The sequence below is a fragment of the Skermania sp. ID1734 genome (genome assembly GCF_007489285.1).
Classification (GTDB): Bacteria; Actinomycetota; Actinomycetes; order Mycobacteriales; family Mycobacteriaceae; genus ID1734.
Genome location: NZ_VLIY01000017.1, coordinates 74,719 through 98,079, shown reverse-complemented (window position 1 = coordinate 98,079; position 23,361 = coordinate 74,719). Strand labels below are relative to the sequence as shown.

Here is a 23,361-nt window from a genome sequence, read left to right as displayed (position 1 = left end):
TCACAATACGCGGCTGGCGGTCGGAATCGTTCACGGCCGTTGTGCCTCGATTTGCGCGAGAACGTAACTGGCGTAGTCACGTTCGTTGTCGCTCCACGACTCGAAGGCACGTTGAATGAGCTCGTCTGACTCATCGACATAACGCAGATAAACCATCGTCGTGGACGGGCTGGCATGCCCGAGCAGACGCTGCAAAGTCAACAAAGGGTTGTGAATGATGTGCTCGCTGATAGTGCCGAACCCGTGCTTGGGACGCGATCGTTCGAGCTGCGCAGCACGCGCCTGCAAGCTACGCAACATCACCACGGCAAACGTATGGCGCAAGTCATGTGGCGTGACCGCCACCGACATCATCGGAACCTGGCCCTCGAAGTTCGCCAGCCGGTCGTTGGCCTCCTCAAAGTATTGGTGCCACCGCCGCTGCGATGGCGGCACGCCGCCTCGACCGACGAACAGCGACAGTGGCTCGATCCCGCCAGGAGTCACCTTCACCAGTACGCGTCGCGTCTCTGGCGGAATCGTCGCGAACTCGTCGCGCCGCTCGTCACCATTAAGCGTGTAGACCAGCTTGCCCGCCGGCAGGTCAACGTCGTGGACCACCGCCATATTCGGCAGTTTCCGGCGCAAGCTCGCCTGGGCCTTCCGCACCAGCGATTTCCGTTCCGTGTTTCGGTACAGCTCAACTGTCTGGACGGTGGATGCCGGAACATAAACTCGGCGTCGACGGCCGTTCTTCGCGCATGCCTCCAGCACGAGTGAAGTGCCAGCCCCCTCCGATCGGACCTCGACGTCCAGCAGGGTGCTCCATTCGGTGAGCCTCATCCCCGTGGTCAGTGCCAGCTCGGCGGCGCACGCGTTTCGGACCGTAGACCTGCCGCGGTAGGAGCGATCCAGCTCTCCCGTGGGCAACTCCCCGCCGAACCCAACATCGCGCAACGCGACCCACTGCGCGTGAGAAAGCGCCCGAACATCCATCTCAGTCCGAGGAATCCGCGGAGTCACCACCGACCGGCTACCGACCTGAATCCACGGCAAACTGTCTCTGCGCCCGGTTTCGTACAAGTACGTGAAGAGAGCTCGAATCACCACCAATTGCCGAGCCCACGAACGCGGCGAGACCCCGGAAGCGAATCGGTCCGCCCGGTAGGCCACCAGGTCGGACTCCGAGACATCTAGCACCCCAACGCCTCTCGTCTCTAGGAAGCGGCCGAATTCGAGCGCGTCGCGGGCGTAGGAGACAACAGAGTTCCGACGTAGATTTTGCGAGTACAGCCCCAGGAATGTGCACCAAGGTTCCACCGGGCGCATCGAATTGTCCACCAATACCGGAGTCCCGTCGGGCACTCGTGGCGTCGAGATGGCGTCGGAGCCGACCGCCTTCAACCTGTCCGGCCGCGACACCAGCGACCAGTCAGCGAAGTACAAATCCACCGGAAGCGTCCCCCTCAACGGCCCTTCTGTAGTCAGGGTTGCGGGCACTGTAACGGGGTGGCGCATGGATCCGAGTGAGACACGCCCAAATACAGCGCATAACGTTCACCGGGACTGGGACCTTCATGACCCGACTGCTGCAATCCGGACTGATCAATCCGGAAGATCTGGCACGCAAGTACGCGAACGAGTTGCACTGCAACGAGATCATGCTCCTCGCGTACTACATCGCCGCCGTCAACATCGAGACGACCTACCACGCGTTGACGGGCGAGGACTACTCGCCGTTCGAAGGAATCGTGCTCGCCGACACGTTCCAGATCACCGAAGACGGCGACACCTTGGACACCGTCATGTTCCCGCAGAACAACGACCGGATCGTCAAGCAGATGGGGATCCCGATCAATGTGGTGATCGGGAACCCGCCCTATTCGGTGGGGCAGACCAGCGCGAACGACATGAACGCAAACCTCGCCTACCCGACATTGGATGGCCGAATCGCGGCAACGTACGCGAAGCGGTCGACGGCGACAAACAAGAACAGCCTCTACGACTCCTACCTGCGGGCATTCCGCTGGGCAACCGACCGGATCGACGAACGCGGAGTCGTCGCGTTCGTGTCCAACGGCGGCTGGCTCGACGGCAACACCGCCGACGGCATCCGCCTGTCACTGACCGACGAATACGCCCGAATCTACGTCTACAACCTGCGCGGCAACCAGCGCACTGCAGGCGAACTGTCACGCAAGGAAGGCGGCAAGGTCTTCGGGTCCGGCTCACGGAACACCGTCGCAATCTTCATCGGAGTGAAGGACTCGACGCACACGGGGCCGTGCGAGGTGTACTACCGCGACATCGGCGACTACCTCTCCCGAGAAGAGAAGCTCGCAATCGTCGACCGCGGAACGATCGGCACGGTCGATTGGCAGACGATCACACCAAACACACACGGCGACTGGGTGAATCAGCGTGACGAGACGTACCTAGCGTGGCCGATCATCGGAGACAAGACAGGCGGGGTACGAGTGTTCGAGAGCTACTCGGCTGGTCTGAAGTCGAACCGCGACACCTGGGTCTACAACTACTCACACACTGCGGTCGAATCGAACGTGCGCCGAATGATCGACTTCTACAACACCCAGGTCGATGGCTTCATCACGCACTGCGAGCAGAACCGGATCACCGAACGGAAGGGCGCGGTCGACGAGTTCATTAACGCCGACTCGTCGAAGATTAGTTGGGGCGGCAGCATCAAAGACTCCCTTTCTCGCGGCAAGCGGTTCGCGTTCAATGCGGCGACGATCGCGCCTAGCGCGTACCGACCATTCCAGACTCAACACGTCTACTTCGACCCGCAACTCAACGAGCGGCGGTACCAACTCCCGTCGATGTTTCCGACGCCGCACCACAAGAACCTCGGCATCGTTCTCACCGGCCCAGCGTCCCACTTCACGTTCACGCCGTTCATGACGGATCTGCTGCCGAACCTGCACATCCTGGACACCGCCCAGTTCTTTTCCCGCTACACCTACTCCAAGAGCGAGTCCTCCGACGGTGGCTTCGACTTCAGCGACGGCGCGGACGCCGACGAGTACGGCTACCAGCGCCACGACAACATCACCGACGCGATCCACAAGCTGTACAGCGACGCGATCGGCGAAGTCACCAAGGACGAGATCTTCTACTACGTCTATGGCCTACTTCACGACCCCGCGTACCGCGAGAAGTACGCAGCCGACTTGAAGAAGATGCTCCCGCACATCCCGACGCCGGCCGACCGCGGCCGGTTCGATCAGCTGAGTGAAGCGGGCCGACAGCTCGCTGAACTTCACGTCAACTACGAGGCCGTCGAGCCGTACCCGCTCGATGTCCAGATCAAGGGCGACCCGGCCGACCGCGAGACCTGGCGTGTCACGAAGATGAAGTGGAAGACGAAGGGCGACTTCACGACCATCGTCTACAGCCCGAAGATCACCATCGGAGGCATCCCACCCGAGGCCGAGCGCTACCAGCTCGGCAGCCGCTCCGCGCTCGGCTGGATCATCGACCGATACCAAGTCAAGACCGACAAGGCATCCGGCATCGTCAACGACCCCAACGACTGGTGTGACGAGCACGACAATCCGCGCTACATTGTCGACCTGATCAAACTGGTAACCACCGTCGCTATCGAGACGACGAGGATCGTCGGTTCCTTGGAAGTCTGATCCGAAGCAAATTGGTCGCGTACACCCCCATTCCGGCGTGTCTGGAACGCCGTCCGTTCGGGGACCGGCTAACGGACACTCGACAGCCTCGGCCACCAGCACACGGCGACGTGCGGGAATGGCGAATCGACGGTGTCTCAATAGGGTGGTCCGCAAATATTCTCACAGAACCCTGGCTATCCGTTACAGTCGAACCATGGCCGCCACGCTCGTCGGCTACTGCCGATGCTCCACCGACTCCCAGGACCTCACCGCACAACGCGAACGGCTTCGTGAACTCGGTGTCGCCGAGGACCGGGTCTACCTCGATCACGGGCTCACCGGCACCAACCGCGCACGTCCAGGCTTGGACCAGGCGCTCGCCGCTCTCCGCGAGGGCGACACCCTCGTCGTCCCGAAGCTCGACCGCCTGGCGCGGTCGGTTCCCGACGCCCGAGCCATCGGTGACGACCTCGCGCGACGCGGAATCAGACTTTCCCTCGGCGGCCAGGTCTACGACCCCACCGACCCGATGGGAAAGATGTTCTTCAACATCCTCGCCACCTTCGCCGAGTTCGAGGTCGACCTGCTCCGCATGCGCACCCGCGAAGGCATGGCCGTCGCACGGGCCAAAGGCCGGCTCAAGGGGCGAAAACCGAAACTGACCACCAAGCAGTGTGCCGAGCTCCGCCGGATGCACAGTACGGGCGACTACACCATCACCGACCTCGCCGAGCTGTTCCGGATCTCCCGGCCGACCGTCTACCGCACCATCAACCGCGACCGAAGCGCGAACGAGAAGGAGAAGGCATCGTGACCGCGGAACCCCTGCCGCTGCAACCGGATCCGGACGATCCCGCCCAAATCCTCGCCCTGTTACCGAACCGGTGGCACAGCCAGTTCCTCGCCGAGTACCGGTCCGGGCTCGACGCCGCCCGCGAGGTCGGGCAATGGCCCCAGTTGCGTGCCCTGCTGCACCGATGGCGACTGCGCGCGACCGCATACGCCGATCCCGGATTCGACGCCGCAGCACGAGCCGCACGCAACCCCCACCCCGAGGACCTTGTCCCGTTACCGGGGTGGACCGACAGGCAGTGAGCTACCGGCCGAGACTGATCGGACGCGCGCAACACCAGTTCGTCGACCTGATCGACAACGACACTGCCTACGACGCCTTCATGGAGCGGATCATCCGGCTCGTCGACGCCCCATGGGATGCCTGGCCGGTCTATCCCGACGGTGAACTGTTATACCGAGAAACCCAGTTCGGCGAGCACGGCCTCCTATCCTTCCGCGTCGACGACACCGCCGAACTTCTGATCATCTTCAACATCCTCTGGATCGGATAACGCTCTCGGCAGGTTTGGGAGGTCCCCGTCGGCGCTACCACGTTCGGTCCGTTCGAGGTATGGACCGCGAGCGCATGTGCGGATCAGGCTCGTTACCGTTGGATTTTCCGCGATTACTACCGCGACCCCCAGTTCGTCGATGTCGAGCGCGTTGGCGACGATCGTGGCGTGTGTTTCACGATCATCGGAGGGGCGCTCGATGTGCTCGTTGCGGTCCATGCCCGCACAGTACGACGGCACCCGGACAGTTCGTTCGCCGCCGGAACTCCCGTCGCGGTGCACAACTGGCCCGTCTCATGCGACAAGCTGCACTTCCGCCTCTGCCCTCTCGCCCCCTGAAACCTTGCTCTGACCTGCGTGGAGAACGTCAGCCCAGGGGTTCGCGGTGTCGTTCCGGCGACACCGCCGGAAATCACGTTCGTACCGTTGTCGCCAGTTCGTCAACACGAGAGAAGAGGAATGCTGATGGAGCTGGCACAGCGCAACTACGAGGACCTGGTGTTCGTGATGCAGCGGGATCGTGACCGTTGGGCGGCATCGCCGGTGAACGGCGACGGTGGCCGAGTGCTCGACGATGATCTCGAGGCCGCAATCCTGTCCCTGACGAGGCTCGGTCTCGACCGGCAATTGCTGCTCGCGATCGCGGCGGGCCGTATTCGGGTCTTCGACCCTCGATGGCCCGGCGCCGAATTCCGGCGGATGGTGGTGGAACGCTTCGTACGACGTCGTCGCTAGGGTGGTGGCGGATGCCTGTCGCCGGGGTGGTCGAGTGGTTCCGATCTCGTTCGCGCCTCGATCCAGGTCGGTGGCGGCCGCCACCCATCCGGGCGCGGCGCTACGGCGGCGGCGGGCAGCCACGTCACGATGTCGAGGCCCTGGCCGCCGCCACCCATATGGTGGAGCCGGAATCGAACCCGGATGAGGTAGGTCCCGTTGTCCAGCCGCAGCCATTCCAGTGCTTGACCGGGGTGTGGAGGGTCGATCCGGAAACCGCTGGATCTCTCGCCGGTTCAGAACTGTTGCCCTGGCGTTCGGAAACTAGGTCGCATAGTGGTCGGGTGGGCGGATCGCACGTGCCGGCACCCACTGTTCGAGCATGATCGTGGTCCGGCCAATTTCAGCGCGGACATGGACGCGGGCGAGCCATTGGCCATCGATCAGCCGGATCCATGCCACTTGCTCGCCAGGCATCGAACCGCCCAGGCGTAGGCCGAGTGTCCGGACGACCAGTGGGACCTCGTCTGCTCTTTTGCCGTCGAATGACAGTGGCAGCGCGCGGCCGAAGTCGACGACGACCGGTCGGGGTGGGTTGAACTTCCGCCACACGCGCTCGTACATGCGTTCGATACTGCCACTCTTGTTTGCTCCGCGCGACGGCCGAACGCGATGTGACCGAACGTCACGCGGAACCCGGGCGAGCGTTGCTCGACCCCGCGGCCCCCGGGCGTTACCGCTTGCGTGCGATAACGATGAGGTATTCGGCGTCGTACCGGGTCCGGCCGGGTTGCTCGGCGCGATTCCATTCGTTCAGGAAGTCGAGGAAGTCACGGTCGAGATCGGCGACGCGGTCCGGGTCGGCGGCGTTGTGCCGGTAGACGGCGATCGTGGGGCCGTAGTTGCGCTTCCAGAACTCACGGAACTCGGCGGGGTCGGCAAAGCGGTCGATAGCCACCGTTCGGTAGCGGAACTCGAGAGCTGCGACGCGATCTCCGAACAAATCTCGAACGTGCTGCTCGTCACCCCACAAGGGGGCTGGGGACGCGCCGGGCGGGGCCGGCGGTGCGTATGGCGCCATCGTCTTGAACAGGTTTCCGATCAGGCCGCGCGGTGTCCAATTGATCATCGCGATCGTGCCGCCGGGCCTGGTGACGCGCAGCATTTCGTCGGCGGTCAGTTGATGGTGTGGAGCGAACATTGCCCCGACGACCGACAGGACGGCGTCGAAACTGTTGTCGTCGAACGGCAGATCCTCGGCGTCGGCCTCGACCCAATCGAACTCGACGCCACGGGCAGCGGCGAGTCGACGCCCGGCGACGAACAACTCGGGTGTCAGATCCGACGCGGTCACGACGGCCTTCCGCTCCGCGGCCGGAATTGCGGCGTTCCCGCTGCCCGCCGCCACGTCGAGCACCCGTTGGCCGGCATGGATACCGGCCGCCTCGACGAGCTCCGCGCCGAGGGTCGGAATCAATTGTGCCGCTACCGCCGGATAGTCACCGGAAGCCCACAATGCGCGGTGTCGTGCCTTGAGCGCACGGTCGGTGTCTGCTGGGGGATGGATCGTCGTCATGTCGATGTCCTCACGCTCGGGTGCTGATGCCACGTCCGGCACACCAGTAACGACGAGACCTGGGAGGAAAGGACGCACCCAGCCGGAGCAAGCAGAGCAGTGCGTCCATTCGGAGGTACGTGCGTCGGTACCTACGTCAGCAACTGCACATGGAGGCATCATGACTCACCAGATCAGCACCTTGCCCGAGGACTGGACGCGAGCAATGGCAATCGTCGCTCATCCCGACGATCTCGAGTACGGCGCGGCGAGCGCGATCGCCCGCTGGACCGCAGCAGGGAAATCGATCGCGTACGTGATCGCCACCGACGGGGAGGCCGGCATCGACGGCCTCACACCAGCGGAAGCCGGCCCGCTACGGCAGAAGGAGCAACTCGCCAGCGCCGCCCTGGTCGGGGTGGACGATGTGACGTTTCTCGGACACCGCGACGGCGTGGTCGAGGCCGGAATCGGCCTGCGCAGCGATATCGCCCGCCAGATCCGGCGATTTCGTCCCGAGGTGCTGATCACCGCGACCTACGAGCTCACCTACGGAATGACGGCCGGGCAGCGCATTGTGAACCAGGCCGATCACCGCGCTGTGGCGGTCGCGGTATTGGATGCGGCACGAGATGCAGGCAACCGCTGGATCTTTCCCGAATTGCTCGACGAAGGCCTCGAGCCCTGGGCTGGTGTCCGCCACGTCTATCTGATGGGGGCGAACCAGCCTTCCCACGCTGTCGACGTCACCGATCATCTCGATGCCGGCATCGCATCGTTGCGCGCCCACGCCGCTTACCTCCAAGGGCTCGGTCGAGACTTCGACCCCGCACAATTCCTCCGCACGATGACGGCCGCAGCCGGCACCAGCATCGGCGCGCGGCACGCGGTCGCGATGGCGCAGATCCAGTTGCAGGGCGTGTGAGGTCGCAAACGAGGTGCGTCCGTCGGGCTCGGGCGTCGTCTGTATCGGTGTCAGCAAGTTCAACGAATTGAGGAGTGTCGTGATGGAGAGTGTCGAGAAGGAAGCAGTGTCGGGGGCCCCGGCCTCGGGGAGCGCGTCGTCGTGTTGCACGGTTGCGCGTCAGGCGACGTGTTGCGACAGCAGCGCGAAACCGACCTGTTGTGGCCCGCAGGCCACGACGGGTGGTGGGTGCGGCTGCCAGTAGCAGCGCATGACGGGACATGACAGCGGCGCGGGCCAGATGGCCCGCGCCGCATCGTCTTTCACAGGAGTGTGGCCCCGGCCTGCCGTGCACCGGGACGGCGTAGGTGCCCGGTCAGTTGGTGCCGGTGCAGGCGCAGGAGTCGTTGCGGGGTTGGTAGTCGTGGACGTGGCCGCGGGTGTCTTGGTCGATGTGGCAGCAGGCGGCGAGCTGCCGGCGTAACGCGGCCCGGCCGCGTTGAACGCGGGACTTCATGCCGGACACCGAGATTCCCGCGCTGGCCGCGGCGGTGACGTGGGTTTGCGCCTCGAGGTCGACCATCCGGACGGCGTCGGCTTGCTCGTCGGGCAGCGTGGCGAGCATCGGCTGCAGGCAGGCGGACAGTTCGCGTTGCGCGGCGTCGGCGCCGTCCGGGCTGTCGGCAACATGGTCGGGAACGGTGTCGACGGCGAGTTCGCGGCGGTGCGGCGCGGCGCGGTAGTAGTCGGTGATCGCGTTGCGGGTGATGGAGAACATCCAGCCCAGGATCCGGTCACGGTCGCGGAGTTCGTCGAGTCCTTTGGCCATACGCAGGAATACGATCTGCAGGATGTCGTCGGCGTCCTCGGGGGTGGCGACACGGCGGACGATGAACGCACGCAGGTCGCGGGAAAAGTCCCGCCAGAGCTCATCGAGGCTGGTGGCTTCGATTGCCGGTGTGGTGGCGAGGGTTGTCGATTCCGTCATTGTTCGTGTCCTCCGGTGTCCAGCATCCTCGGGACGGCCGGCGTTGACCATCCCCGCGTGGGTTCTTTCTCTACCGACGATGCCGGGCGGGTATGGACGCATCCTGCGTCTCTTCGACGGTTGCGACGTCTGTCCGGGTGTGACGGTTTCCGGATCGATCCTCGGCTTTCACCCCCGCCGGGGTGTCGATTTCGGCCTTCGGTTTCGTCGTATCGGTAGGCGACCGTGGTGAGGAGGTGAGCAGGATGTTGTCGACGCATTTGTTGTCGGGTCTGACCAGTGACGAGGTCGATCTGATCGTGGCCGAGGAACTCGATCTGCTCGACGCCGCGGCATGAGGCGTGTCCTCCGCAGCGATCCGACCACCGACGGTTGACATCCCCGCCGGCCCCCCGGGCGAATTCGTTTCGTCCGGGGATTCTTGTGTCCGAAAACTGTTGCCGAACAGTCGGTTTCGAAGCGGCTCGACCCGGCGCATCCAGACGCCGCTTCCCCGCCTCACCCGATCGGGATGAAGCGGGGAACCAGGGTGCGCGTGCTGGTCAGCGGATGCCGCGCAGCTTTGCGAGTGCCGGTGTCGCGACGACCGCCGTCCAGAGCAGGACGGCGGCGAGGAGAGCAGCGGCGGTGTCGGCGAGGGTGGCGGTGCCCAGGACGTGTCCGCGCAGGGCGTCGGTGGCATGGGCGACAGGGTTCAGGTCGGCGGCGGTCTGCATCCACCCGGGCATGGTGTCGATCGGCGCGAACGCGCTGGAGACGAACATGAACGGCATCATCACCATCATCCCGGCGAACTGAACGACATCGGGGCGGCGCATCCGCTCCCCGATCATCCCGAACAAGGCGCTCATCGCCGCCGCCAGGACGACCAACACGACGACCGCTGCAAGGGCGTCGACCGCATCCCCGTGGAACCGGAACCCGAGCAGGACCGCGGCGATCCCGAGGATCGCGGCGCGGGCGAGGGTGAACACGGCCTCGTTGATGGTGCGCGCCAAACCCGGCAACGCGGAGCGCATCGGAAGAGCGGCGAACCGGTCGTGGAGCCCGTTGGTGTGGTCGATCGCGGCGGACACCCCGGCGTTGGTGCCGGCCATGACGGTTGAGACGGCGAGCATCGCCGGGGTGAGGAAGTCGATATAGCTGACACCGGCCGGGAAGGTGGGGCTGTCGGCGACGCTGCGGAACACCTGACTGAACAGGACCAGCATCGCCATCGGCATGGTGAGCGAGAACATCAGCAACTGCGGGACACGGGCACTGGTCCGGAGATTCCGGACCACCAGCGCAGCGAGCTGGTCGAGCATCGGCTGACGTCGGTCGGTGATCGTGATCATCGGTGGGCTCCGGTCAGTGCGAGGTGGGTGAAGACGTCGTCGAGGCTCGGTGAAGTGACATCGAGGTCGGTGACCGGGATCCCGGCGCGGTCGAGCCGCGACACGATCGCGGTGGCGGTGGTGGCGTCGTCGACGGTGACCGTGACCCGAGCGGTGTCACCGTGCCGGTCGGGGTCGGTGTCGGGCCGGAACGGCAGGTCGACGAGGTGATGGGTCGGGACGGTCGCGGTGACGCGTTTGCCGCCGACTATGCCTTTCAGCTGTGTGGCTGTGCCGCGGGCCGCGACGCGGCCGTGGTCGAGGACGACGATGTGATCGGCGAGCCGGTCGGCTTCCTCGAGGTATTGGGTAGTGAGCACGACAGTGGTGCCGGTGCCGGTGAGTTCGGCGACGACGTCCCAGAGTCCGCTGCGCGCAATCGGATCCAGGCCGGTGGTGGGTTCGTCGAGGAACAACACCGACGGGGAACCGACGAGGCTGGCAGCGAGATCGACCCGGCGGCGGGACCCGCCGGACAATTCGCCGACGCGACGGGCGGCGAGCGCGTGCAGGTCGAGCCGGTCGATGAGGGCGTCGGCACGGTCGCGTGAGCGGCCGCCGAGCCCGGTGAGGCGCCCGATCAGTTCCAGGTTCTCGCGCGCGGTGAGGAAGTCGTCGAGGCCGGCGTATTGGCCGGTGACCCCGATCCGCCGCCGAACCGTGGGAGCGTGGGTGACGACGTCGAGGCCGTCGATCAGGACCCGCCCGGTGGTGGGCCGCACCAGTGTCGTCAGCGTCCGGATCAGGGTGGTCTTGCCGGCGCCGTTGTGGCCGAGCACCCCAAGAGTGGTGCCGGGCGCGGCGGCGAGGTCGACCCCGTCCAGCGCCCAGGTGGTGCCGTAGGCGACGTGCAGGTCCTCGACGAGGACCGCGACCGGGCCGCTCACTTCCCGGCCCTGCCGCGTCGATACCCGCGAATACTGTTGTGGTTCATCGGAGTTTCCTTTCAGATCACGCATCCGGCCCGGGTGTCGGACTGGTGCTGTCTGTTCAGACGACTCACTCCGACGATGGACGCACCCCGCGGCGGGTGGGGATGCTCGCCAGTCCGGCGAGGGCGGCGGCACCGGCGATTGCGGCGAGGATCAGGTAGGCGTTGGTGTAGCTGCCGGTGAGGTCGGACAGCACGGTCCCGGCCCAGGGGGCGAGTGCCATGACGATGACGACGGGGGCGGACAGGAGTCCATTGAGGCGTCCGTAATGTGTTGCACCCCAACGATCGGTGACGGCGGTGGCGTGGATGAGGGTGAAGATCCCGCGGATCAGCCCGGCACCGATCGCGACCCCGATCAACGCGACGACCGTGTCTGCGGCGCCGAGCAGTGCGGTGCTGACGGCGGTGAGGGCGAGAATCACGACGATCCGCGTTCGTGGCGTGCTGCGGGCGGCGATCGTGAGGTAGCCGAGCCGCCCCAAGACTTGCCCCGCGCCACCGAGTCCGAGGGTCCACGCCGCCAGCGACGGCGAGAAACCCTTCTCCACCAGCAGCGGGACGAGGTTGAACACCCCTGCGAACGCTGCGAACGCCCCGAGCGACAACGCAACCACCAACGCGAGGAAGGCGCGACTACGAGTGGCGTCACGGTGATCGACCGGATGCCCGTCCATCGGCGTGGGCGGGTGCGGCCAGGGGCCGCGCAGCCCGAACCAGTGCGCGGGCACGGTGATCACCGCGAGCACGACAGCGAGGGTGAGATAGGTTGTGCGCCAATCGGTGTGCGCGGCCAGTGTGGCGGTGATCGGGGCGAACACGGTGCTCGCCAACCCGGCCGCGAGGGTGAGGATCATCAGTGCGGTGACGTAGCGGGTGCCGTACCAGCGGGTCAACGCGGCGAACGCGGGCGGGTAGAGCACCGCGCCCATCGCGATCCCGGCGGTGATCCAGCCGGCGTAGAACACGAGCAGGGTGGGGGCGGTCGCGACGACCATCAGCGCCGGCACTGCGAGGACGGATCCGGCGGTCATGATCGCCCGCGGCCCGATCCGGTCGATGACCCGTCCGACCGGGATCCCGGTGAGCGCGGCAGCGAACTGGGACAGTGAGAACGCGGCGGTCAGCACCGGCAGCGACCAGCCGGTATCACCGGCCATGTCGACCGCGAGGACCGGGAAGGCGTAGTACAGGATGCCCCAACTGGTGATCTCTGTGACGCAAAGGACCGCGAGCACCCGCCGCAGACCGGCCTCGCTCAACGCGGGACCGGTCTGCGACATGGTGGTGGTGACTCCGGTCATCGGGGTCAGCGCACCGACAGGGTGATCAATTGCGGCTCGATCGCGGCGGGAGCGGAGCCTCCGCAGCAACCGCCGCCTGACGCGGCGGGGTCGGTGGCGGCGTTCGGGTCGTCGAACACTCCGGCGCCGCCGCAGACCCCGGTCTCGGGCAGCGTCAGCTCGACGCGCGCGGCGGCCTCGTGGTCCCCGGCGAGGGCGGCGGCGATGCTGCGGACCTGTTCGTAGCCGGTCATCGCCAGGAACGTCGGGGCCCGGCCGTAGCTTTTCATCCCGGCCAGATAGAGGTTCGGTTCCGGATGGGTGAGTTCGGCGACGCCGTGGGGGTAGACGGTGCCGCAGGAGTGCACGTTCGGGTCGATCAGCGGCGCGAGCTGCACGGGTGCCTGCAGGACCGGGTCCAGGCCGAGGCGCACTTCCGACAGCCAGGACAGGTCGGGCCGGAAACCGGTCGACACGACGACCCGGTCCACGTCTTCGAGGCGTGCGCCGGTGTCGGAGATCAACGCGACGCGACCGTTGTCGGTGGGTTCGATTCTGGTGGTGCGGAAGCCGGTGACGACCTGCAGCAGTCCGGCGTCCACGGCGGTCTTGGCGCGTTGCCCGAGTGCACCGCGGGCAGGGAGTTGGTCGGCGTCACCGCCGCCGTAGGTGGCGCCAACCTCGCCGCGGCGCAACACCCAGGTGATGCGGGTTCCCGGTGCGTCTTCGGCGAGTCCGGCGAGCGCGACGATCGCGGTCAACGCGGAATGCCCGCTGCCGGCGATGACGGTGTGTCGTCCGGCGTAGGTGGCGCGGACGTGCGGGTCGTCGAGGTCGGGGACGCGGTAGGCGATCCGGTCGGCGAAGGTGTGTTCGCCGACCGCGGGCAGTCCGTCGGCGCCGAGCGGGTTCGGGCCGGTCCAGGTCCCGGAGGCGTCGATCACCGCACGCGCCAGGATCCGCTCCTCGTTCCCGTCGCCGCGACGCAGGTGCACCGTGAACGGTTCGTCGCCGCGGCCGGCGTCGACGACGAGGTCGCGGCCGCGGCGCGCGACACCGACGACCTCGGTGTCGAGGGCCACGATGTCGCCGAGCGCGGTCGCGAGCGGCTGGAGGTACTCACCGGCCCAGTCGCGGCCGGTCGGGTAGGTGTGCTCGTCCGGCGCGGTCCAGCCCGTCGTGTCGAGTAGGCGGCGCGCGGCGGGGTCGATCAACTCGACCCACCGGGAGAACAGGCGCACGTGATTCCATTGTCCCACTGCATGTCCCGCGACAGGGCCACGTTCGAACACCACCACCGGCAGGTCCCGCTCCCGTAGCTGCGCTGCTGCCGCCAACCCGATCGGTCCGGCTCCCACCACGACCACTGGCAACCCGTTCATCCCGTCACTCCTATCCATCGATGCTCATCGATATTGCTCACTCGTGACGATATCGATGTCCGTCGATATATGCAACCATCGATGTCTGTCGATAGACTAGTGCGATGACGTCGTTGCCGATGCCCGTCCTGCGGGACGAGGAGGATCTCTCGCTGGCGGTCGAGGATGCTGCGACCTATGCGGGCTGGTTCGCGTGTCTGGCGGATCCGTCGCGGGTGCGGCTGCTGCATCAGGTGGCGTCGCGACCGGGTGGGATCACGGTCGGGGAACTCGCGGAGGCGCTGGGGATCGGGCAGCCGACGGTGTCGCATCATGTGCGGAAGCTGACCGAGGTCGGGTTCGTCACCGTCCGCAAGGACGGCACCAGCACGGTGGTGGCGGTGAACCCGGCCTGTTGCACCGGCCTGCCGCATGCGGCGGATGCGGTGATGGGGGTCCTGACGCCGCGGCCGTGTTGCCCGTCGGATGTGCCCGCCGATGTCGCGGTGCGGCAAATGTCCGATGCGGATTGGGTGGTGGTGCGGCGGATCTATGCCGAGGGGATCGCCACGCGCACAGCCACGTTCGCCACCGAGGTGCCGACTCGGACTGCGTTGGACGGGCGGTGGCTGCCCGGGCAGCGGTGGGTTGCCGAGATCGACGGTGACGTGGTCGGCTGGGCGGCGTTGACGCCGGTGTCGAGCCGGGACTGCTACGGGGGTGTGGTCGAGAATTCGGTGTATGTCGGCGACGGGTTCCGCGGCCGGGGTGTCGGGAAGGCGTTGCTGCGCACTCAGGTGATGGCTGCCGACGAGGCCGGGTTGTGGACGTTGCAGACCTCGATCTTCCCGGAGAACCGTGCCAGCATCGCGCTGCATCATTCCGCCGGATTCCGGACCATCGGGGTCCGGGAACGGATCGCGCAACTCGATGGGGTGTGGCGTGACACGGTCCTGCTGGAGCGCCGCAGCCCGGTCGCTGGGTGACCGTACTCGGCCCGATCCGTCGTCAGGGCAATCGTCGGTCGATCGACCGCAAGACAGTGCCGAGGCGTCCGCGTTCGTGCCAGCCGCGGCTGATCACCCGATCCCGGACGGTATCGAGGGCGTGACGGAGCTGCCCGGCTGGTGTGGGGTGCTGTTCGTCGCGTCGGGTGCGGGCACGCCGCCCCACCCACCGGGCGCAGTCGAGGCAGACACCGACTTCCGGATGCGCGCCGAGGCGCACCAGATCGTGTTCGGCCTGGTCGGCGCCGCAGCACCAACACGAGGGATCGGTGTGCGCGATCGGGGCGTCGGCGTCGGGCATCATCGGACCTGCCGTTCGTCGTGGTCGGTGGGTCGGTCGCGGTTCATGGCGGCACGGATCGCCCGCACGACGGCGTCGGGTGTGGGCAGGTCGAGTCGGCAGGCGTCACCGGTGGCCGGCCCGGCATCTGGGCTCATCACGTCGATGCCATCGACGAGCACTGTCGGAGATCGGAAACGCCCGACTTGGTCGAGGATCGGCGTGTCGATTCCCAAGGTGGTCAACGCTTCGGTGATCACGCGCCGGGCGGGATCGGCGTTGGGGCATCCGGGCGAGGTGAGTAGCTCGATGCGCATGCCTCGATCTTCCTCTGGTTCGCCCCCAGATCACTGGGAGCCGTCCGCGGCAACCCGGCTGCTGGGCTGTGACGATCGCACCGGAGGCGACGGCGTGTGCCGGCGGGCGAGTTCGTCGTTGACCTGTAGGAGCCGGGTGCGGGTGATGCGGGCGGCGACCGGGTCACCGGCGAGGAGCTGCTCCCGCGCAGCTTTCGACAGCTGCTGGATCTGCTCGAGCAGCTCGACGTCGGTGAGCGATCGCAGGGGCATCAGGGTTCGGCTGTCTGTCGTGCGGGTGGTGTCGGTGGAATCGCTGCGGTGGCCGACGATGTTTCCCAACGCGTCGGCCACCGCAGAGCTGGTTCGTCGGGTCAGTGCTGTCGTAGCGCGGTGCGGTGCCGGTCGAGGTGGTGTTCGCGCACCCAGGTTTGGGTGGCGACCTGGGTTGCGTCCCAGGGTGAACCGAGGGGCGGGGTGTAGGAGAGGTCGAGTTCGCTGAACGCGTCGACGGTCGTGCCATGAAACAGGGCGGTGGCGTAGGTGTCGACCCGTTTGCTGACCTCGGCCGACCGGTGCCCGACCAACTGCGCGCCGAGCAGCACCCCGGACTGCTGGTCGCCGGTGATGCGGATGGTGATCGGGGTGGCGCCCGGGTAGTAGGCCTTGTGGTCGTCGGGGGTCGCGGTGCTCGACACCGGCACCCAACCTCGATCGGCGGCAACGGCTTCGCCGTCTTTCAATCCGGTGCGTGCGGCGACCAGGTCGAAGATCTTCACCACCTGCGTGCCGAGACTGCCCGCGAACCGAGCCGATCCGCCGAGCGCGTTCTCCCCGGCGACGCGGCCTTGTTTGTGGGCGGTGGTGCCCAACGGCAGCCACGTGGTGCCGAGGAGCCGATGGTGGGTGTGCACGCAGTCCCCGGCCGCGAACACGTCGGGGAGGTTGGTGCGCATCTGCTCGTCGACCACGATCGAACCTTTGACACCGAGTTCGGCTCCGGCGTTGGCGGCGAGTGCGACGTCGGGTTTCACCCCGACCACGACGAGCACGAAATCGACTGTCCTGGACAGGGTTTCCCCGTCGCGGGCGGCGGTGACCGTCAGCGCACCCGACGGCTCCCGGGTGACGGCGGTGACGAGGGTGTCGGTGAGGACCTCGACCTTGTTGCGTTCCAACTCGGCGTGCACGAGGGCACCGAGTTCCGAATCCACGGTCGGCAGCACTTCCGGAAGCGCTTCGATCTGAGTGACCTGAATACCACGCATGGTGAGGCCCTCGGCCATCTCGAGCCCGATGTAGCCGGCACCGATGATGACCGCGGTCTTCGGGTCCCTATCCCGGAGACTGTCCATCACCGTGAACGTGTCACCCATCGAATGCAGCAGGTGCACCCCCTCCGCGGCGCCGAGCCGGTCGAGCCCGGTGATCGGGGGGCGGACCGAGGTTGCGCCGGTGCCGACGACGAGCGCGTCGTAGGACAGCACCTGCTCGGTGCCCGAAGCGTCGCGGACGGTGAGCGTGTGTGCGCTGGGGTCGATGCGGGTGGCGGTGGTGTCGGTGAGGACCCGCATTCCGGTGGCGGCGAGGTCGGCGGCGGTGCGGTGGGCGAGGTTGGACCAGTGGGTGACTTCCCCGGACACGTAGTACGGGATGCCGCAGATGGAGAAGTTCGGGTAGTTGTCGGCGACGACGACGGTGACCTCGGTCGCGGGGTCGAGTTCACGAGCGCGGAGGGCGGCGCTGATACCGGCGTCGCTGCCACCGATCGCGATCAACTGACGTGCAGTGGGCATGACGAAGACTCCTCCCTGACCGGCCGGGGCGGACAGCCGGGCCGGTGGGGCTGGTGTGTGGGTTGTCGGGTTGAGGTGGTCGCGTGTCGACGTGGGTGGGGTCAGGCGTCGACGGGGATGGCGAGTTCGCCGAGCAGGGCACGGATCCGGTTCTCGATGTCGTCGCGGATCGGGCGGACCGCGTCGATGCCCTTGCCTGCGGGGTCCGGGAGTTGCCAGTCGCGGTAGTCGACACCCGGGAATACCGGGCAGGCGTCGCCGCAGCCCATGGTGATCACCAGGTCGGAGGATTCGACAGCCTCGAAGGTGAGTTTCTTCGGGACCTGGGTGGAGATGTCGATCCCGACCTCGGCCATCGCGGCGACCGCGGCCGCGTTCACCCGGTCGGCGGGGTCGCTGCCCGCCGACCGCACGGTCACGGCGTCACCGCCGAGCGCGGTCAGGAAACCGGCGGCCATCTGGGAACGGCCGGCGTTGTGGATGCACACGAACAACACCGACGGTGTGGTGGCGGAAGCCATGGAACACAACCTCTTTCGAACAACAGTAGTAGCGCGAATGGGGGACAGAGGACCTGGCGGGTGGTCAGGTGGTGGGGATGTCGAGTTCGGTGAGCAGGACACGGACGCGGCGTTCGATCTCGTCGCGGATCGGGCGGACCGCTTCGACCGTCTGGCCGGCGGGGTCGTCGAGGACCCATTCCTCGTAGCGGCGGCCGGGGAACACCGGGCAGGCGTCGCCGCAGCCCATGGTGATGACGACGTCGGCGGCTTGCACGATCTCGTCGGTCCACGGTTTGGGGAATTCGCCGGTGATGTCGATCCCGCGTTCTTTCATGGCAGCGACCGCGGCCGGGTTGATCTCGGTGCCGGGTTCGCTGCCGCCGGACCAGGCGACGCCGTGGTCACCGGCCAGGTGGGAGAAGAACCCGAGTGCCATCTGGGAGCGGCCCGCGTTGTGGGTGCACAGGAACAACACAGTCGGGGTCCCGGTCAGGGCTTTGCCTTCGACGCGGGCAAGGGCGCGCAGGCGTTGCCGGGCGAACCGTTCGGCCAGCAGCGGCAGGAAGTTGGGGACGGTAGCGCGGCCGGCGAACTGGTCGTAGCTGGAATGCAGGAACCGTTCGATGGTTTCGACCCCGAACATGTCGGTGAAATCGGTCTGCAACCGGGTCGCCGCGGTCCGCAGGGCGAGTTGCTGATCGATGGACAGGTCTTTACGCACGTGCGACGCGAGGGCGGCGGGGCTGTCGGTCATGACGGACTCCGATGATCGGCGGGACGGTGATCGAGAGGAGCAGAGCGGGTGGTGGTGTCGTGGTGGGGGACGACGGCGTCGTCCGCCGTGGCCGCGGCGTCGGGATAGAGGGCGGTCACCAGGGCGAGCCCGACCAGGCCACCGACGAGTTGGGCGGCGATGAACCCGGTCACCGACCCCGGCGCGATCCCAGCGAAGGTGTCGGAGAAGACGCGCCCGATCGTGACCGCCGGGTTGGCGAACGACGTCGAGGAGGTGAACCAGTAGGCGGCACCGATATAGGCGCCGACCGACGCCGCCGAGAGGGCGGCGCGGCCAGTGCGGGCGAGAGCGAAGATCAGGGCGACCAGGCCGGCGGTGGCGACGATCTCCCCGACCAGATGCCCGGTCGTGATTCGGTCCTTGCTCGAGATCTGGAACGCCGCCAGGTCGAACATGATGTTCGACAGGACCGCGCCGACGACACCGCCGGCGATCTGCGCGACCGTGTAGGCAGCGACATCGGTTGCCGGGAGGCCTGTCCCGGCGCGGCGGCCGAGCAGCCAATCCGCCGCCGACACAACAGGATTGAAGTGTGCGCCGGACACGGGACCGAACAGCAGGATCAACACCGCGAGCCCGAACACGGTCGCGGTCGAGTTCTCCAGCAACTGCAGCCCGACATTGTCGGGGGACAGTGCGGCGGCGGCGATGCCGGATCCGACGACGACGGTCACCAGCAGTGCGGTGCCGACGAACTCGGCGAGCAACCGCCGCGGCAGCGGGATCGTGGTCACCTGCTGCCCGCCAGGGTGTCGGTGCCGAACAGCTGAGCGAGTTCTTGCAAGGCCTGCGGGACGACCCGGTAATAGACCCACGACGCACGGCGCTCCGATTCCAGCAGCCCGGCGGTCCGCAGCACCTTCAGGTGATGGGAGATCGTCGGCTGCGACAAGTCGATCCCGGCGGACAGGTCACACACGCATGCTTCGCCGCCGGCGTGGCTCGCGATCTGCGACAACAACCGCAGCCGCACCGGATCGGCGAGCGCCTTCAACATCACCACCAGATCCGCGGCGGCTTCGGCGGTCAACGGTTCCCGCGCCAACGGTGTGACCGCGCAGGTTGAAACGTCGGTCAACGACAACTCCCGATTCGACATGCGTCGATATTGACGTATGTCGATGTGGTAGTGCAAACGAACAGTCGGTGAACAGCCGCCGAGACCGGAACTACCGCTGAGAGCCGGGCGACGAATCGTGCTGTGCTGATGATCGGGGCGGATACTCCGGTCGGGCAGGCACGGGGAGGTTGCATGGCCTACCGCAATCGGTGTACCGGATTTTGTGTCGCGGAGCTGGAGATCGCTGACCGTCGGACCCGCTCGAGTTCGGTCGCCAATTCGTGGATGAGTTGCGCGTATGCGCTGAGTTGGCTGCGGAGCGCAGTGTTTTCCGCGTGGAGGCGGCGATTGCGGTTTTCGGCGTCGCGAGCGCGCTGCTGCAGGGGTTGGAAGGCTGTCGGTGTAGGACCGGTTCGGCGGGCGCGGTCCCGGAATTGCGCCGCGAGATCGGTGTGTTTGTGGGTGAGGACCCACCGTTTGACACCGGCTTCGGCCGCGAGCTGCATGATGGTCAGCCTTCCGGTGGATTGTTGCGGTGTTCCGTCGAGGAGTCGTTGCATCGCGGCCTGGATGGCTGCTCGTTCGTCGGTCGGGTCAACCATGAGCTGGTCCTCGGCACCGATGATGTCCGGCGATGATGGTGTCGAGCCGATCGAGCTCGGCACGTTCTCGTGCTGTGCGCAGCGGAGGGGCGAGTGGGTCGTCGACGACGGTTCGGAGCCGGTCGGCCGTGCTTGTGAGGTGGGAGATGTCGCGGTCGGTGCGGGCAATGTTGCCGCAGGCCGGGCGGCAGTCGGACAGATCGACTTCATCGCGGCCCTCCCGGGCTCACCGAAGACGGATACATCGCCATGGTTCGCTATCAGCCCGCCACAACGATCAACGTTCTATAACGCTATCATCGACTAATAGCGATGGATAGGGGGGTTTGGGGTGGGCCGGTTATCGGGATGGTCTTGGCCTAGTCGTTGACCTCCCAGGTTCCCGCTCTCACCTTTCTTGCCGGTAGTGGGTTCGTCGTGGCCGCAGCCACCCGTGTCGCTCATGCACGCACTCGCACCTCTGCAGTGATATCGGTCGTGGTAATGGCGTCGGTGCCGTAGTTCGGGCACAGCGCGTTGCCGGTCGCGGCCAGCAGGGTCTTCGCCGAAGACAGCAGGTCGAGCAGTTCCGGTCGGGCGAGCGAGTAGAACACCTGCCGGCCCTCGGGACGGCCGGTGACCAGGCCGCAGTCACGCAGGCACGCCACGTGCACCGACACCGTCGACTGCGCCAACCCTAGCCCTGCCATCAGGTCCGACACCCAGGCCTCTCCGCACGCCAGCCGGCGCACGATCGCCAAGCGCGTGGCATCGGAGAGGCTGTGGAACAACGCCACCGCCGGATCAACTCTGCGATCAGATCGGAAGCACGACATTGCTGACGAATTCATCTCGAATCCAGGCGACGAACACGTCCCATGCCCCGGTGAGTAGTGCCGCTCCGACCGCGATGAGCATGATGCCGCCGAAGATCTGGATGGCGCGGGAGTTGCGCCGGAGCCATCCGATTCCGCGCAGTGCCTTCGTCGACCCGAAGGCGAGCACGATGAAGGGCAACCCGAGGCCGAAGCAGTAGGCAACGATCAGCAGCACCCCTCGCGCTGCTGTGGTGCCTTCCGTCCCTGCGGCGACCGAGAGTACGCCGGCCAATGTCGGTCCCAGGCACGGCGTCCAGCCCAGTCCGAAGACGCCGCCCAGCAGGGGGGCGCCCGCGAGCGAGGAGTAACGGCGCGGGGCAAGTCGAGTGTCCCGCTGAAGGATTGGGATCAACCCCACGAACGCGAGCCCCATCACGATGGTGACCACCCCGCCGATGCGTTGGAGCAGTTCACGGTTGAGTTGGAGGACACCGATCAGTCCGAACACCGACGCCGTCGTGAGCACGAACACCACCGTGAATCCGGCGACAAACAATGTCGCAGCGCCCGTCACACGCCACCTGTCCCGAGTGGCCGTGCGGGTCTTGGTCGAGGCCGCAGAGGCGTCGACGCCGGAGATTCCGGCCAGATAGGACAGGTAGCCGGGCACGAGCGGCACCACACACGGTGAGGCGAAGGAGACCATGCCGGCGAGGAGGCAGGCGGCCAGCGCCAGCAGCAACGGCCCGGTGGCAGCCGCAGCCTGGAAGCTGGTCCCGATGCCTTCTGCGAGAACAGTCACTTCTCGGCCGCGATTCGTTCGATGACCGGTTGCAGGTCTTCGGTCAGCAAGGCGCGCAGGAAGACCGCAGCGACGCGGTGCTGCCGGTCGAGAACCAAGGTAGATGGGATGACACTGGTCGGGTACTTGCCACCAAGGGCGACGAGAGTTCGCATCGGCGGGTCGTAGATCGACGGGTAGGACACCTTGTTGTCGATGACAAAGTCCTTGGCCTTGTCGCGTTGGATGTCGCGGACGTTGATGCCGACAAACTGGACTCCGAGGTCTTTGGTGGCCTCATAGGCTCGCTCGAGGTCGTCCGCTTCCCCGCGGCAGGGTCCGCACCATTGCCCCCAGAGATTGATCACCACGACCTGACCGGAGTAGTCCGACACTGCAAGAGTGTCGTCGGTCATCAGATCCGGCCCCGACAGCGCGCCGATCGCTCCCCGTGTCGCGGGCGGGTCATAGAGGATGTCCGTTTGACCTCCCGGGGCGACGAAGTCGAACGTGCCACCCTGAGCGACGGAGTCCGACCCGGTTGCACATCCGGAGACCCCAAACGCGAGTGCCACACTCACCGCGAGAATCCGGACGGAGCGGTGTGAGCGGCGCCGATAGGACTGCGCGGACGCAACACGCACGGCGATACGTCGGCGCCCTTTGACGTCGGACGGTGGAGTCATCGAATCAGTCCTCTGACCGCGTCACGGACTTGTGAGGGTTCTCCGAACACTGCTGGTGTCGCAATTCGGTCGACGGATCCGTCGCGCTGCACGAGAAAGCTCAGCGGCAGCACCGGGGGTGCGGGCAAGGCTTTCTTGACCGCGCCGGTGTCATCGAACGACGGGTAGCGTGCTCCCAACTCGGCGAGAAGTTGCAGCGCAGCAGCCGGTTTGTCCTGGACGTTGATGCCGACCACTCTGATCGAATCAGGCTCGTTTGCGTAGGCGTCGAGCACGGGAATCTCCTCTCGGCATGGCCCGCACCACGATGCCCACAGGTTGATCAGCGTCGGCTCGCCGGCCAGGGTCGCTCCGAGATCGACGGGCTCAGTCGAGCCCAGGCACCGCACCATGACCCCCGCGAGCACTGCCTCGGGGATGCCGAGCGCCGTCGATTGGGGGCAGGGTTGCAGATTGCCCCGTGCGGACAGGTCGGTCCGCTCCGCTGAAGTGCCGGGTTCGTCTGACGTGGTGTTGGGTTGGAAGCCCTGCGGTGTGTCGACGCCTGATCGTGGCCACATCGCGACGATGAGCACGCCGATCGTCGCGAGAATGGGTATAAGCCAACGGGTTCCGGTAGGCATCGGTACCTCAACCTTCTGTACGTCGATACCCGGGAGGAACAACCGGGGTTAACTAC

Annotated in this window: 27 protein-coding genes and 2 pseudogenes; 7 read left to right on the top strand and 22 right to left on the bottom strand. The window is 66.4% G+C overall.

All coding sequences use genetic code 11. The annotated features are described in order from the left end of the window. Positions 1-30: 30 nt before the first annotated feature. Both FOS14_RS19930 and FOS14_RS25320 read right to left on the bottom strand, forming a co-directional pair. Positions 31-975, bottom strand: a complete 945-nt coding sequence (locus tag FOS14_RS19930; protein WP_255450468.1) for a site-specific integrase — start codon at positions 973-975, stop codon at positions 31-33. Positions 976-1,065: 90 nt separating this feature from the next. Then, positions 1,066-1,308: pseudogene (locus FOS14_RS25320) on the bottom strand (site-specific integrase); the annotation flags it as partial. 227 nt (positions 1,309-1,535) lie between these two features. On the opposite strand from FOS14_RS25320, the pseudogene FOS14_RS19925 reads away from it, so the two are divergent. The 5 genes and pseudogenes from FOS14_RS19925 to FOS14_RS19905 all read left to right on the top strand — a co-directional run. Further along, positions 1,536-3,638 (top strand): annotated as a pseudogene (locus FOS14_RS19925) (type ISP restriction/modification enzyme); the annotation flags it as partial. Between the two features lie 196 nt (positions 3,639-3,834). Then, a complete protein-coding gene (locus tag FOS14_RS19920; RefSeq protein WP_143772574.1) occupies positions 3,835-4,434 on the top strand; it encodes a recombinase family protein in 600 nt (199 codons plus the stop codon). Further along, on the top strand, positions 4,431-4,715 hold the full coding sequence (locus FOS14_RS19915; protein WP_221936745.1) for a DUF6247 family protein: 285 nt from the start codon (positions 4,431-4,433) through the stop codon (positions 4,713-4,715). The genes FOS14_RS19920 and FOS14_RS19915 overlap by 4 nt, the downstream gene beginning before the upstream one ends. After that, positions 4,697-4,966 carry a hypothetical protein gene (locus FOS14_RS19910; protein ID WP_143772573.1) on the top strand — a complete coding sequence of 90 codons (270 nt, stop codon included), beginning with the start codon at positions 4,697-4,699 and terminating at the stop codon, positions 4,964-4,966. The genes FOS14_RS19915 and FOS14_RS19910 overlap by 19 nt, the downstream gene beginning before the upstream one ends. 465 nt (positions 4,967-5,431) lie before the next feature. Next, entirely contained in the window at positions 5,432-5,701 is a 270-nt protein-coding gene (locus tag FOS14_RS19905) for a hypothetical protein (protein ID WP_143772572.1), read from the top strand. Positions 5,702-6,004: 303 nt separating this feature from the next. Here the strand turns inward: FOS14_RS19905 and FOS14_RS19900 are convergent, their stop codons facing one another. Continuing rightward, complete coding sequence (locus tag FOS14_RS19900; protein WP_143772571.1) at positions 6,005-6,304, bottom strand: hypothetical protein; 300 nt, start codon at positions 6,302-6,304, stop codon at positions 6,005-6,007. 109 nt (positions 6,305-6,413) lie between these two features. Then, entirely contained in the window at positions 6,414-7,256 is an 843-nt protein-coding gene (locus FOS14_RS19895; protein WP_143772588.1) for a class I SAM-dependent methyltransferase, read from the bottom strand. Between the two features lie 160 nt (positions 7,257-7,416). Between FOS14_RS19895 and FOS14_RS19890 the strand changes: the two genes are divergently transcribed. Further along, complete coding sequence (locus FOS14_RS19890; protein ID WP_143772570.1) at positions 7,417-8,160, top strand: PIG-L deacetylase family protein; 744 nt, start codon at positions 7,417-7,419, stop codon at positions 8,158-8,160. 355 nt (positions 8,161-8,515) lie between these two features. Here the strand turns inward: FOS14_RS19890 and FOS14_RS19885 are convergent, their stop codons facing one another. The 5 genes from FOS14_RS19885 to FOS14_RS19865 all read right to left on the bottom strand — a co-directional run bounded on the left by FOS14_RS19885 (position 8,516) and on the right by FOS14_RS19865 (position 14,099). Beyond that, positions 8,516-9,127, bottom strand: a complete 612-nt coding sequence (locus FOS14_RS19885) for a sigma-70 family RNA polymerase sigma factor (RefSeq protein ID WP_143772569.1) — start codon at positions 9,125-9,127, stop codon at positions 8,516-8,518. Between the two features lie 542 nt (positions 9,128-9,669). Then, positions 9,670-10,464, bottom strand: a complete 795-nt coding sequence (locus tag FOS14_RS19880) for an ABC transporter permease (RefSeq protein WP_143772568.1) — start codon at positions 10,462-10,464, stop codon at positions 9,670-9,672. After that, positions 10,461-11,390, bottom strand: coding sequence for an ATP-binding cassette domain-containing protein (locus FOS14_RS19875; protein ID WP_143772587.1), 930 nt, complete (start codon positions 11,388-11,390; stop codon positions 10,461-10,463). Before FOS14_RS19875 ends, FOS14_RS19880 begins: the two co-directional genes overlap by 4 nt. Positions 11,391-11,502: 112 nt before the next feature. After that, positions 11,503-12,738, bottom strand: a complete 1,236-nt coding sequence (locus FOS14_RS19870; RefSeq protein ID WP_143772567.1) for an MFS transporter — start codon at positions 12,736-12,738, stop codon at positions 11,503-11,505. A 5-nt stretch (positions 12,739-12,743) separates the two neighbouring features. Beyond that, positions 12,744-14,099: an NAD(P)-binding domain-containing protein gene (locus FOS14_RS19865; protein WP_143772566.1), complete on the bottom strand. Its 1,356-nt coding sequence runs from the start codon at positions 14,097-14,099 to the stop codon at positions 12,744-12,746. Between the two features lie 104 nt (positions 14,100-14,203). Between FOS14_RS19865 and FOS14_RS19860 the strand changes: the two genes are divergently transcribed. After that, positions 14,204-15,064 carry a metalloregulator ArsR/SmtB family transcription factor gene (locus FOS14_RS19860; protein WP_143772565.1) on the top strand — a complete coding sequence of 287 codons (861 nt, stop codon included), beginning with the start codon at positions 14,204-14,206 and terminating at the stop codon, positions 15,062-15,064. Between the two features lie 22 nt (positions 15,065-15,086). Here FOS14_RS19860 and FOS14_RS19855 read toward each other — a convergent pair whose 3' ends face one another. The 13 genes from FOS14_RS19855 to FOS14_RS19795 all read right to left on the bottom strand — a co-directional run bounded on the left by FOS14_RS19855 (position 15,087) and on the right by FOS14_RS19795 (position 23,305). Then, positions 15,087-15,386 (bottom strand): hypothetical protein, encoded by a 300-nt coding sequence (locus FOS14_RS19855; RefSeq protein WP_143772564.1) that lies wholly within the window; start codon positions 15,384-15,386, stop codon positions 15,087-15,089. Next, complete coding sequence (locus FOS14_RS19850) at positions 15,386-15,682, bottom strand: alkylmercury lyase (protein WP_143772563.1); 297 nt, start codon at positions 15,680-15,682, stop codon at positions 15,386-15,388. The genes FOS14_RS19855 and FOS14_RS19850 overlap by 1 nt, the downstream gene beginning before the upstream one ends. A gap of 30 nt (positions 15,683-15,712) precedes the next feature. After that, on the bottom strand, positions 15,713-16,015 hold the full coding sequence (locus FOS14_RS19845) for a hypothetical protein (protein WP_143772562.1): 303 nt from the start codon (positions 16,013-16,015) through the stop codon (positions 15,713-15,715). Between the two features lie 20 nt (positions 16,016-16,035). After that, positions 16,036-17,457 carry an FAD-dependent oxidoreductase gene (locus FOS14_RS19840; protein ID WP_143772561.1) on the bottom strand — a complete coding sequence of 474 codons (1,422 nt, stop codon included), beginning with the start codon at positions 17,455-17,457 and terminating at the stop codon, positions 16,036-16,038. A 101-nt stretch (positions 17,458-17,558) separates the two neighbouring features. Then, positions 17,559-17,978: an arsenate reductase ArsC gene (locus tag FOS14_RS19835; protein ID WP_143772560.1), complete on the bottom strand. Its 420-nt coding sequence runs from the start codon at positions 17,976-17,978 to the stop codon at positions 17,559-17,561. A gap of 64 nt (positions 17,979-18,042) precedes the next feature. Then, complete coding sequence (locus tag FOS14_RS19830) at positions 18,043-18,714, bottom strand: arsenate reductase ArsC (RefSeq protein WP_143772559.1); 672 nt, start codon at positions 18,712-18,714, stop codon at positions 18,043-18,045. Beyond that, a complete protein-coding gene (locus FOS14_RS19825; protein ID WP_143772558.1) occupies positions 18,711-19,490 on the bottom strand; it encodes an MIP/aquaporin family protein in 780 nt (259 codons plus the stop codon). Before FOS14_RS19825 ends, FOS14_RS19830 begins: the two co-directional genes overlap by 4 nt. Then, a complete protein-coding gene (locus FOS14_RS19820; RefSeq protein ID WP_143772557.1) occupies positions 19,487-19,855 on the bottom strand; it encodes a metalloregulator ArsR/SmtB family transcription factor in 369 nt (122 codons plus the stop codon). Before FOS14_RS19820 ends, FOS14_RS19825 begins: the two co-directional genes overlap by 4 nt. A 158-nt stretch (positions 19,856-20,013) precedes the next feature. Then, the gene (locus FOS14_RS19815) at positions 20,014-20,481 is read right to left on the bottom strand and encodes a hypothetical protein (RefSeq protein ID WP_221936744.1); all 468 of its coding nucleotides are present in this window, start codon (positions 20,479-20,481) and stop codon (positions 20,014-20,016) included. A 377-nt stretch (positions 20,482-20,858) separates the two neighbouring features. Further along, complete coding sequence (locus FOS14_RS19810; RefSeq protein WP_143772556.1) at positions 20,859-21,248, bottom strand: helix-turn-helix transcriptional regulator; 390 nt, start codon at positions 21,246-21,248, stop codon at positions 20,859-20,861. Next, positions 21,214-22,017 (bottom strand): cytochrome c biogenesis CcdA family protein, encoded by an 804-nt coding sequence (locus FOS14_RS19805; RefSeq protein ID WP_143772555.1) that lies wholly within the window; start codon positions 22,015-22,017, stop codon positions 21,214-21,216. The genes FOS14_RS19810 and FOS14_RS19805 overlap by 35 nt, the downstream gene beginning before the upstream one ends. After that, positions 22,014-22,682 carry a TlpA disulfide reductase family protein gene (locus FOS14_RS19800; protein WP_143772554.1) on the bottom strand — a complete coding sequence of 223 codons (669 nt, stop codon included), beginning with the start codon at positions 22,680-22,682 and terminating at the stop codon, positions 22,014-22,016. The genes FOS14_RS19805 and FOS14_RS19800 overlap by 4 nt, the downstream gene beginning before the upstream one ends. Further along, positions 22,679-23,305 (bottom strand): TlpA disulfide reductase family protein, encoded by a 627-nt coding sequence (locus tag FOS14_RS19795; protein ID WP_143772553.1) that lies wholly within the window; start codon positions 23,303-23,305, stop codon positions 22,679-22,681. Before FOS14_RS19795 ends, FOS14_RS19800 begins: the two co-directional genes overlap by 4 nt. Positions 23,306-23,361 lie beyond the last annotated feature (56 nt).

Bases quoted from the DNA above. Each gene is read 5' to 3' on its own strand.
- FOS14_RS19930 (WP_255450468.1), bottom strand. From the start codon at position 975: ATGGATGTTCGGGCGCTTTCTCACGCGCAGTGGGTCGCGTTGCGCGAT.
- FOS14_RS19920 (WP_143772574.1), top strand. From the start codon at position 3,835: ATGGCCGCCACGCTCGTCGGCTACTGCCGATGCTCCACCGACTCCCAG.
- FOS14_RS19905 (WP_143772572.1), top strand. From the start codon at position 5,432: ATGGAGCTGGCACAGCGCAACTACGAGGACCTGGTGTTCGTGATGCAG.
- FOS14_RS19900 (WP_143772571.1), bottom strand. From the start codon at position 6,304: ATGTACGAGCGCGTGTGGCGGAAGTTCAACCCACCCCGACCGGTCGTC.
- FOS14_RS19895 (WP_143772588.1), bottom strand. From the start codon at position 7,256: ATGACGACGATCCATCCCCCAGCAGACACCGACCGTGCGCTCAAGGCA.
- FOS14_RS19890 (WP_143772570.1), top strand. From the start codon at position 7,417: ATGACTCACCAGATCAGCACCTTGCCCGAGGACTGGACGCGAGCAATG.
- FOS14_RS19885 (WP_143772569.1), bottom strand. From the start codon at position 9,127: ATGACGGAATCGACAACCCTCGCCACCACACCGGCAATCGAAGCCACC.
- FOS14_RS19880 (WP_143772568.1), bottom strand. From the start codon at position 10,464: ATGATCACGATCACCGACCGACGTCAGCCGATGCTCGACCAGCTCGCT.
- FOS14_RS19870 (WP_143772567.1), bottom strand. From the start codon at position 12,738: ATGACCGGAGTCACCACCACCATGTCGCAGACCGGTCCCGCGTTGAGC.
- FOS14_RS19865 (WP_143772566.1), bottom strand. From the start codon at position 14,099: ATGAACGGGTTGCCAGTGGTCGTGGTGGGAGCCGGACCGATCGGGTTG.
- FOS14_RS19860 (WP_143772565.1), top strand. From the start codon at position 14,204: ATGACGTCGTTGCCGATGCCCGTCCTGCGGGACGAGGAGGATCTCTCG.
- FOS14_RS19855 (WP_143772564.1), bottom strand. From the start codon at position 15,386: ATGCCCGACGCCGACGCCCCGATCGCGCACACCGATCCCTCGTGTTGG.
- FOS14_RS19850 (WP_143772563.1), bottom strand. From the start codon at position 15,682: ATGCGCATCGAGCTACTCACCTCGCCCGGATGCCCCAACGCCGATCCC.
- FOS14_RS19840 (WP_143772561.1), bottom strand. From the start codon at position 17,457: ATGCCCACTGCACGTCAGTTGATCGCGATCGGTGGCAGCGACGCCGGT.
- FOS14_RS19835 (WP_143772560.1), bottom strand. From the start codon at position 17,978: ATGGCTTCCGCCACCACACCGTCGGTGTTGTTCGTGTGCATCCACAAC.
- FOS14_RS19830 (WP_143772559.1), bottom strand. From the start codon at position 18,714: ATGACCGACAGCCCCGCCGCCCTCGCGTCGCACGTGCGTAAAGACCTG.
- FOS14_RS19820 (WP_143772557.1), bottom strand. From the start codon at position 19,855: ATGTCGAATCGGGAGTTGTCGTTGACCGACGTTTCAACCTGCGCGGTC.
- FOS14_RS19810 (WP_143772556.1), bottom strand. From the start codon at position 21,248: ATGAATTCGTCAGCAATGTCGTGCTTCCGATCTGATCGCAGAGTTGAT.
- FOS14_RS19800 (WP_143772554.1), bottom strand. From the start codon at position 22,682: ATGACTCCACCGTCCGACGTCAAAGGGCGCCGACGTATCGCCGTGCGT.
- FOS14_RS19795 (WP_143772553.1), bottom strand. From the start codon at position 23,305: ATGCCTACCGGAACCCGTTGGCTTATACCCATTCTCGCGACGATCGGC.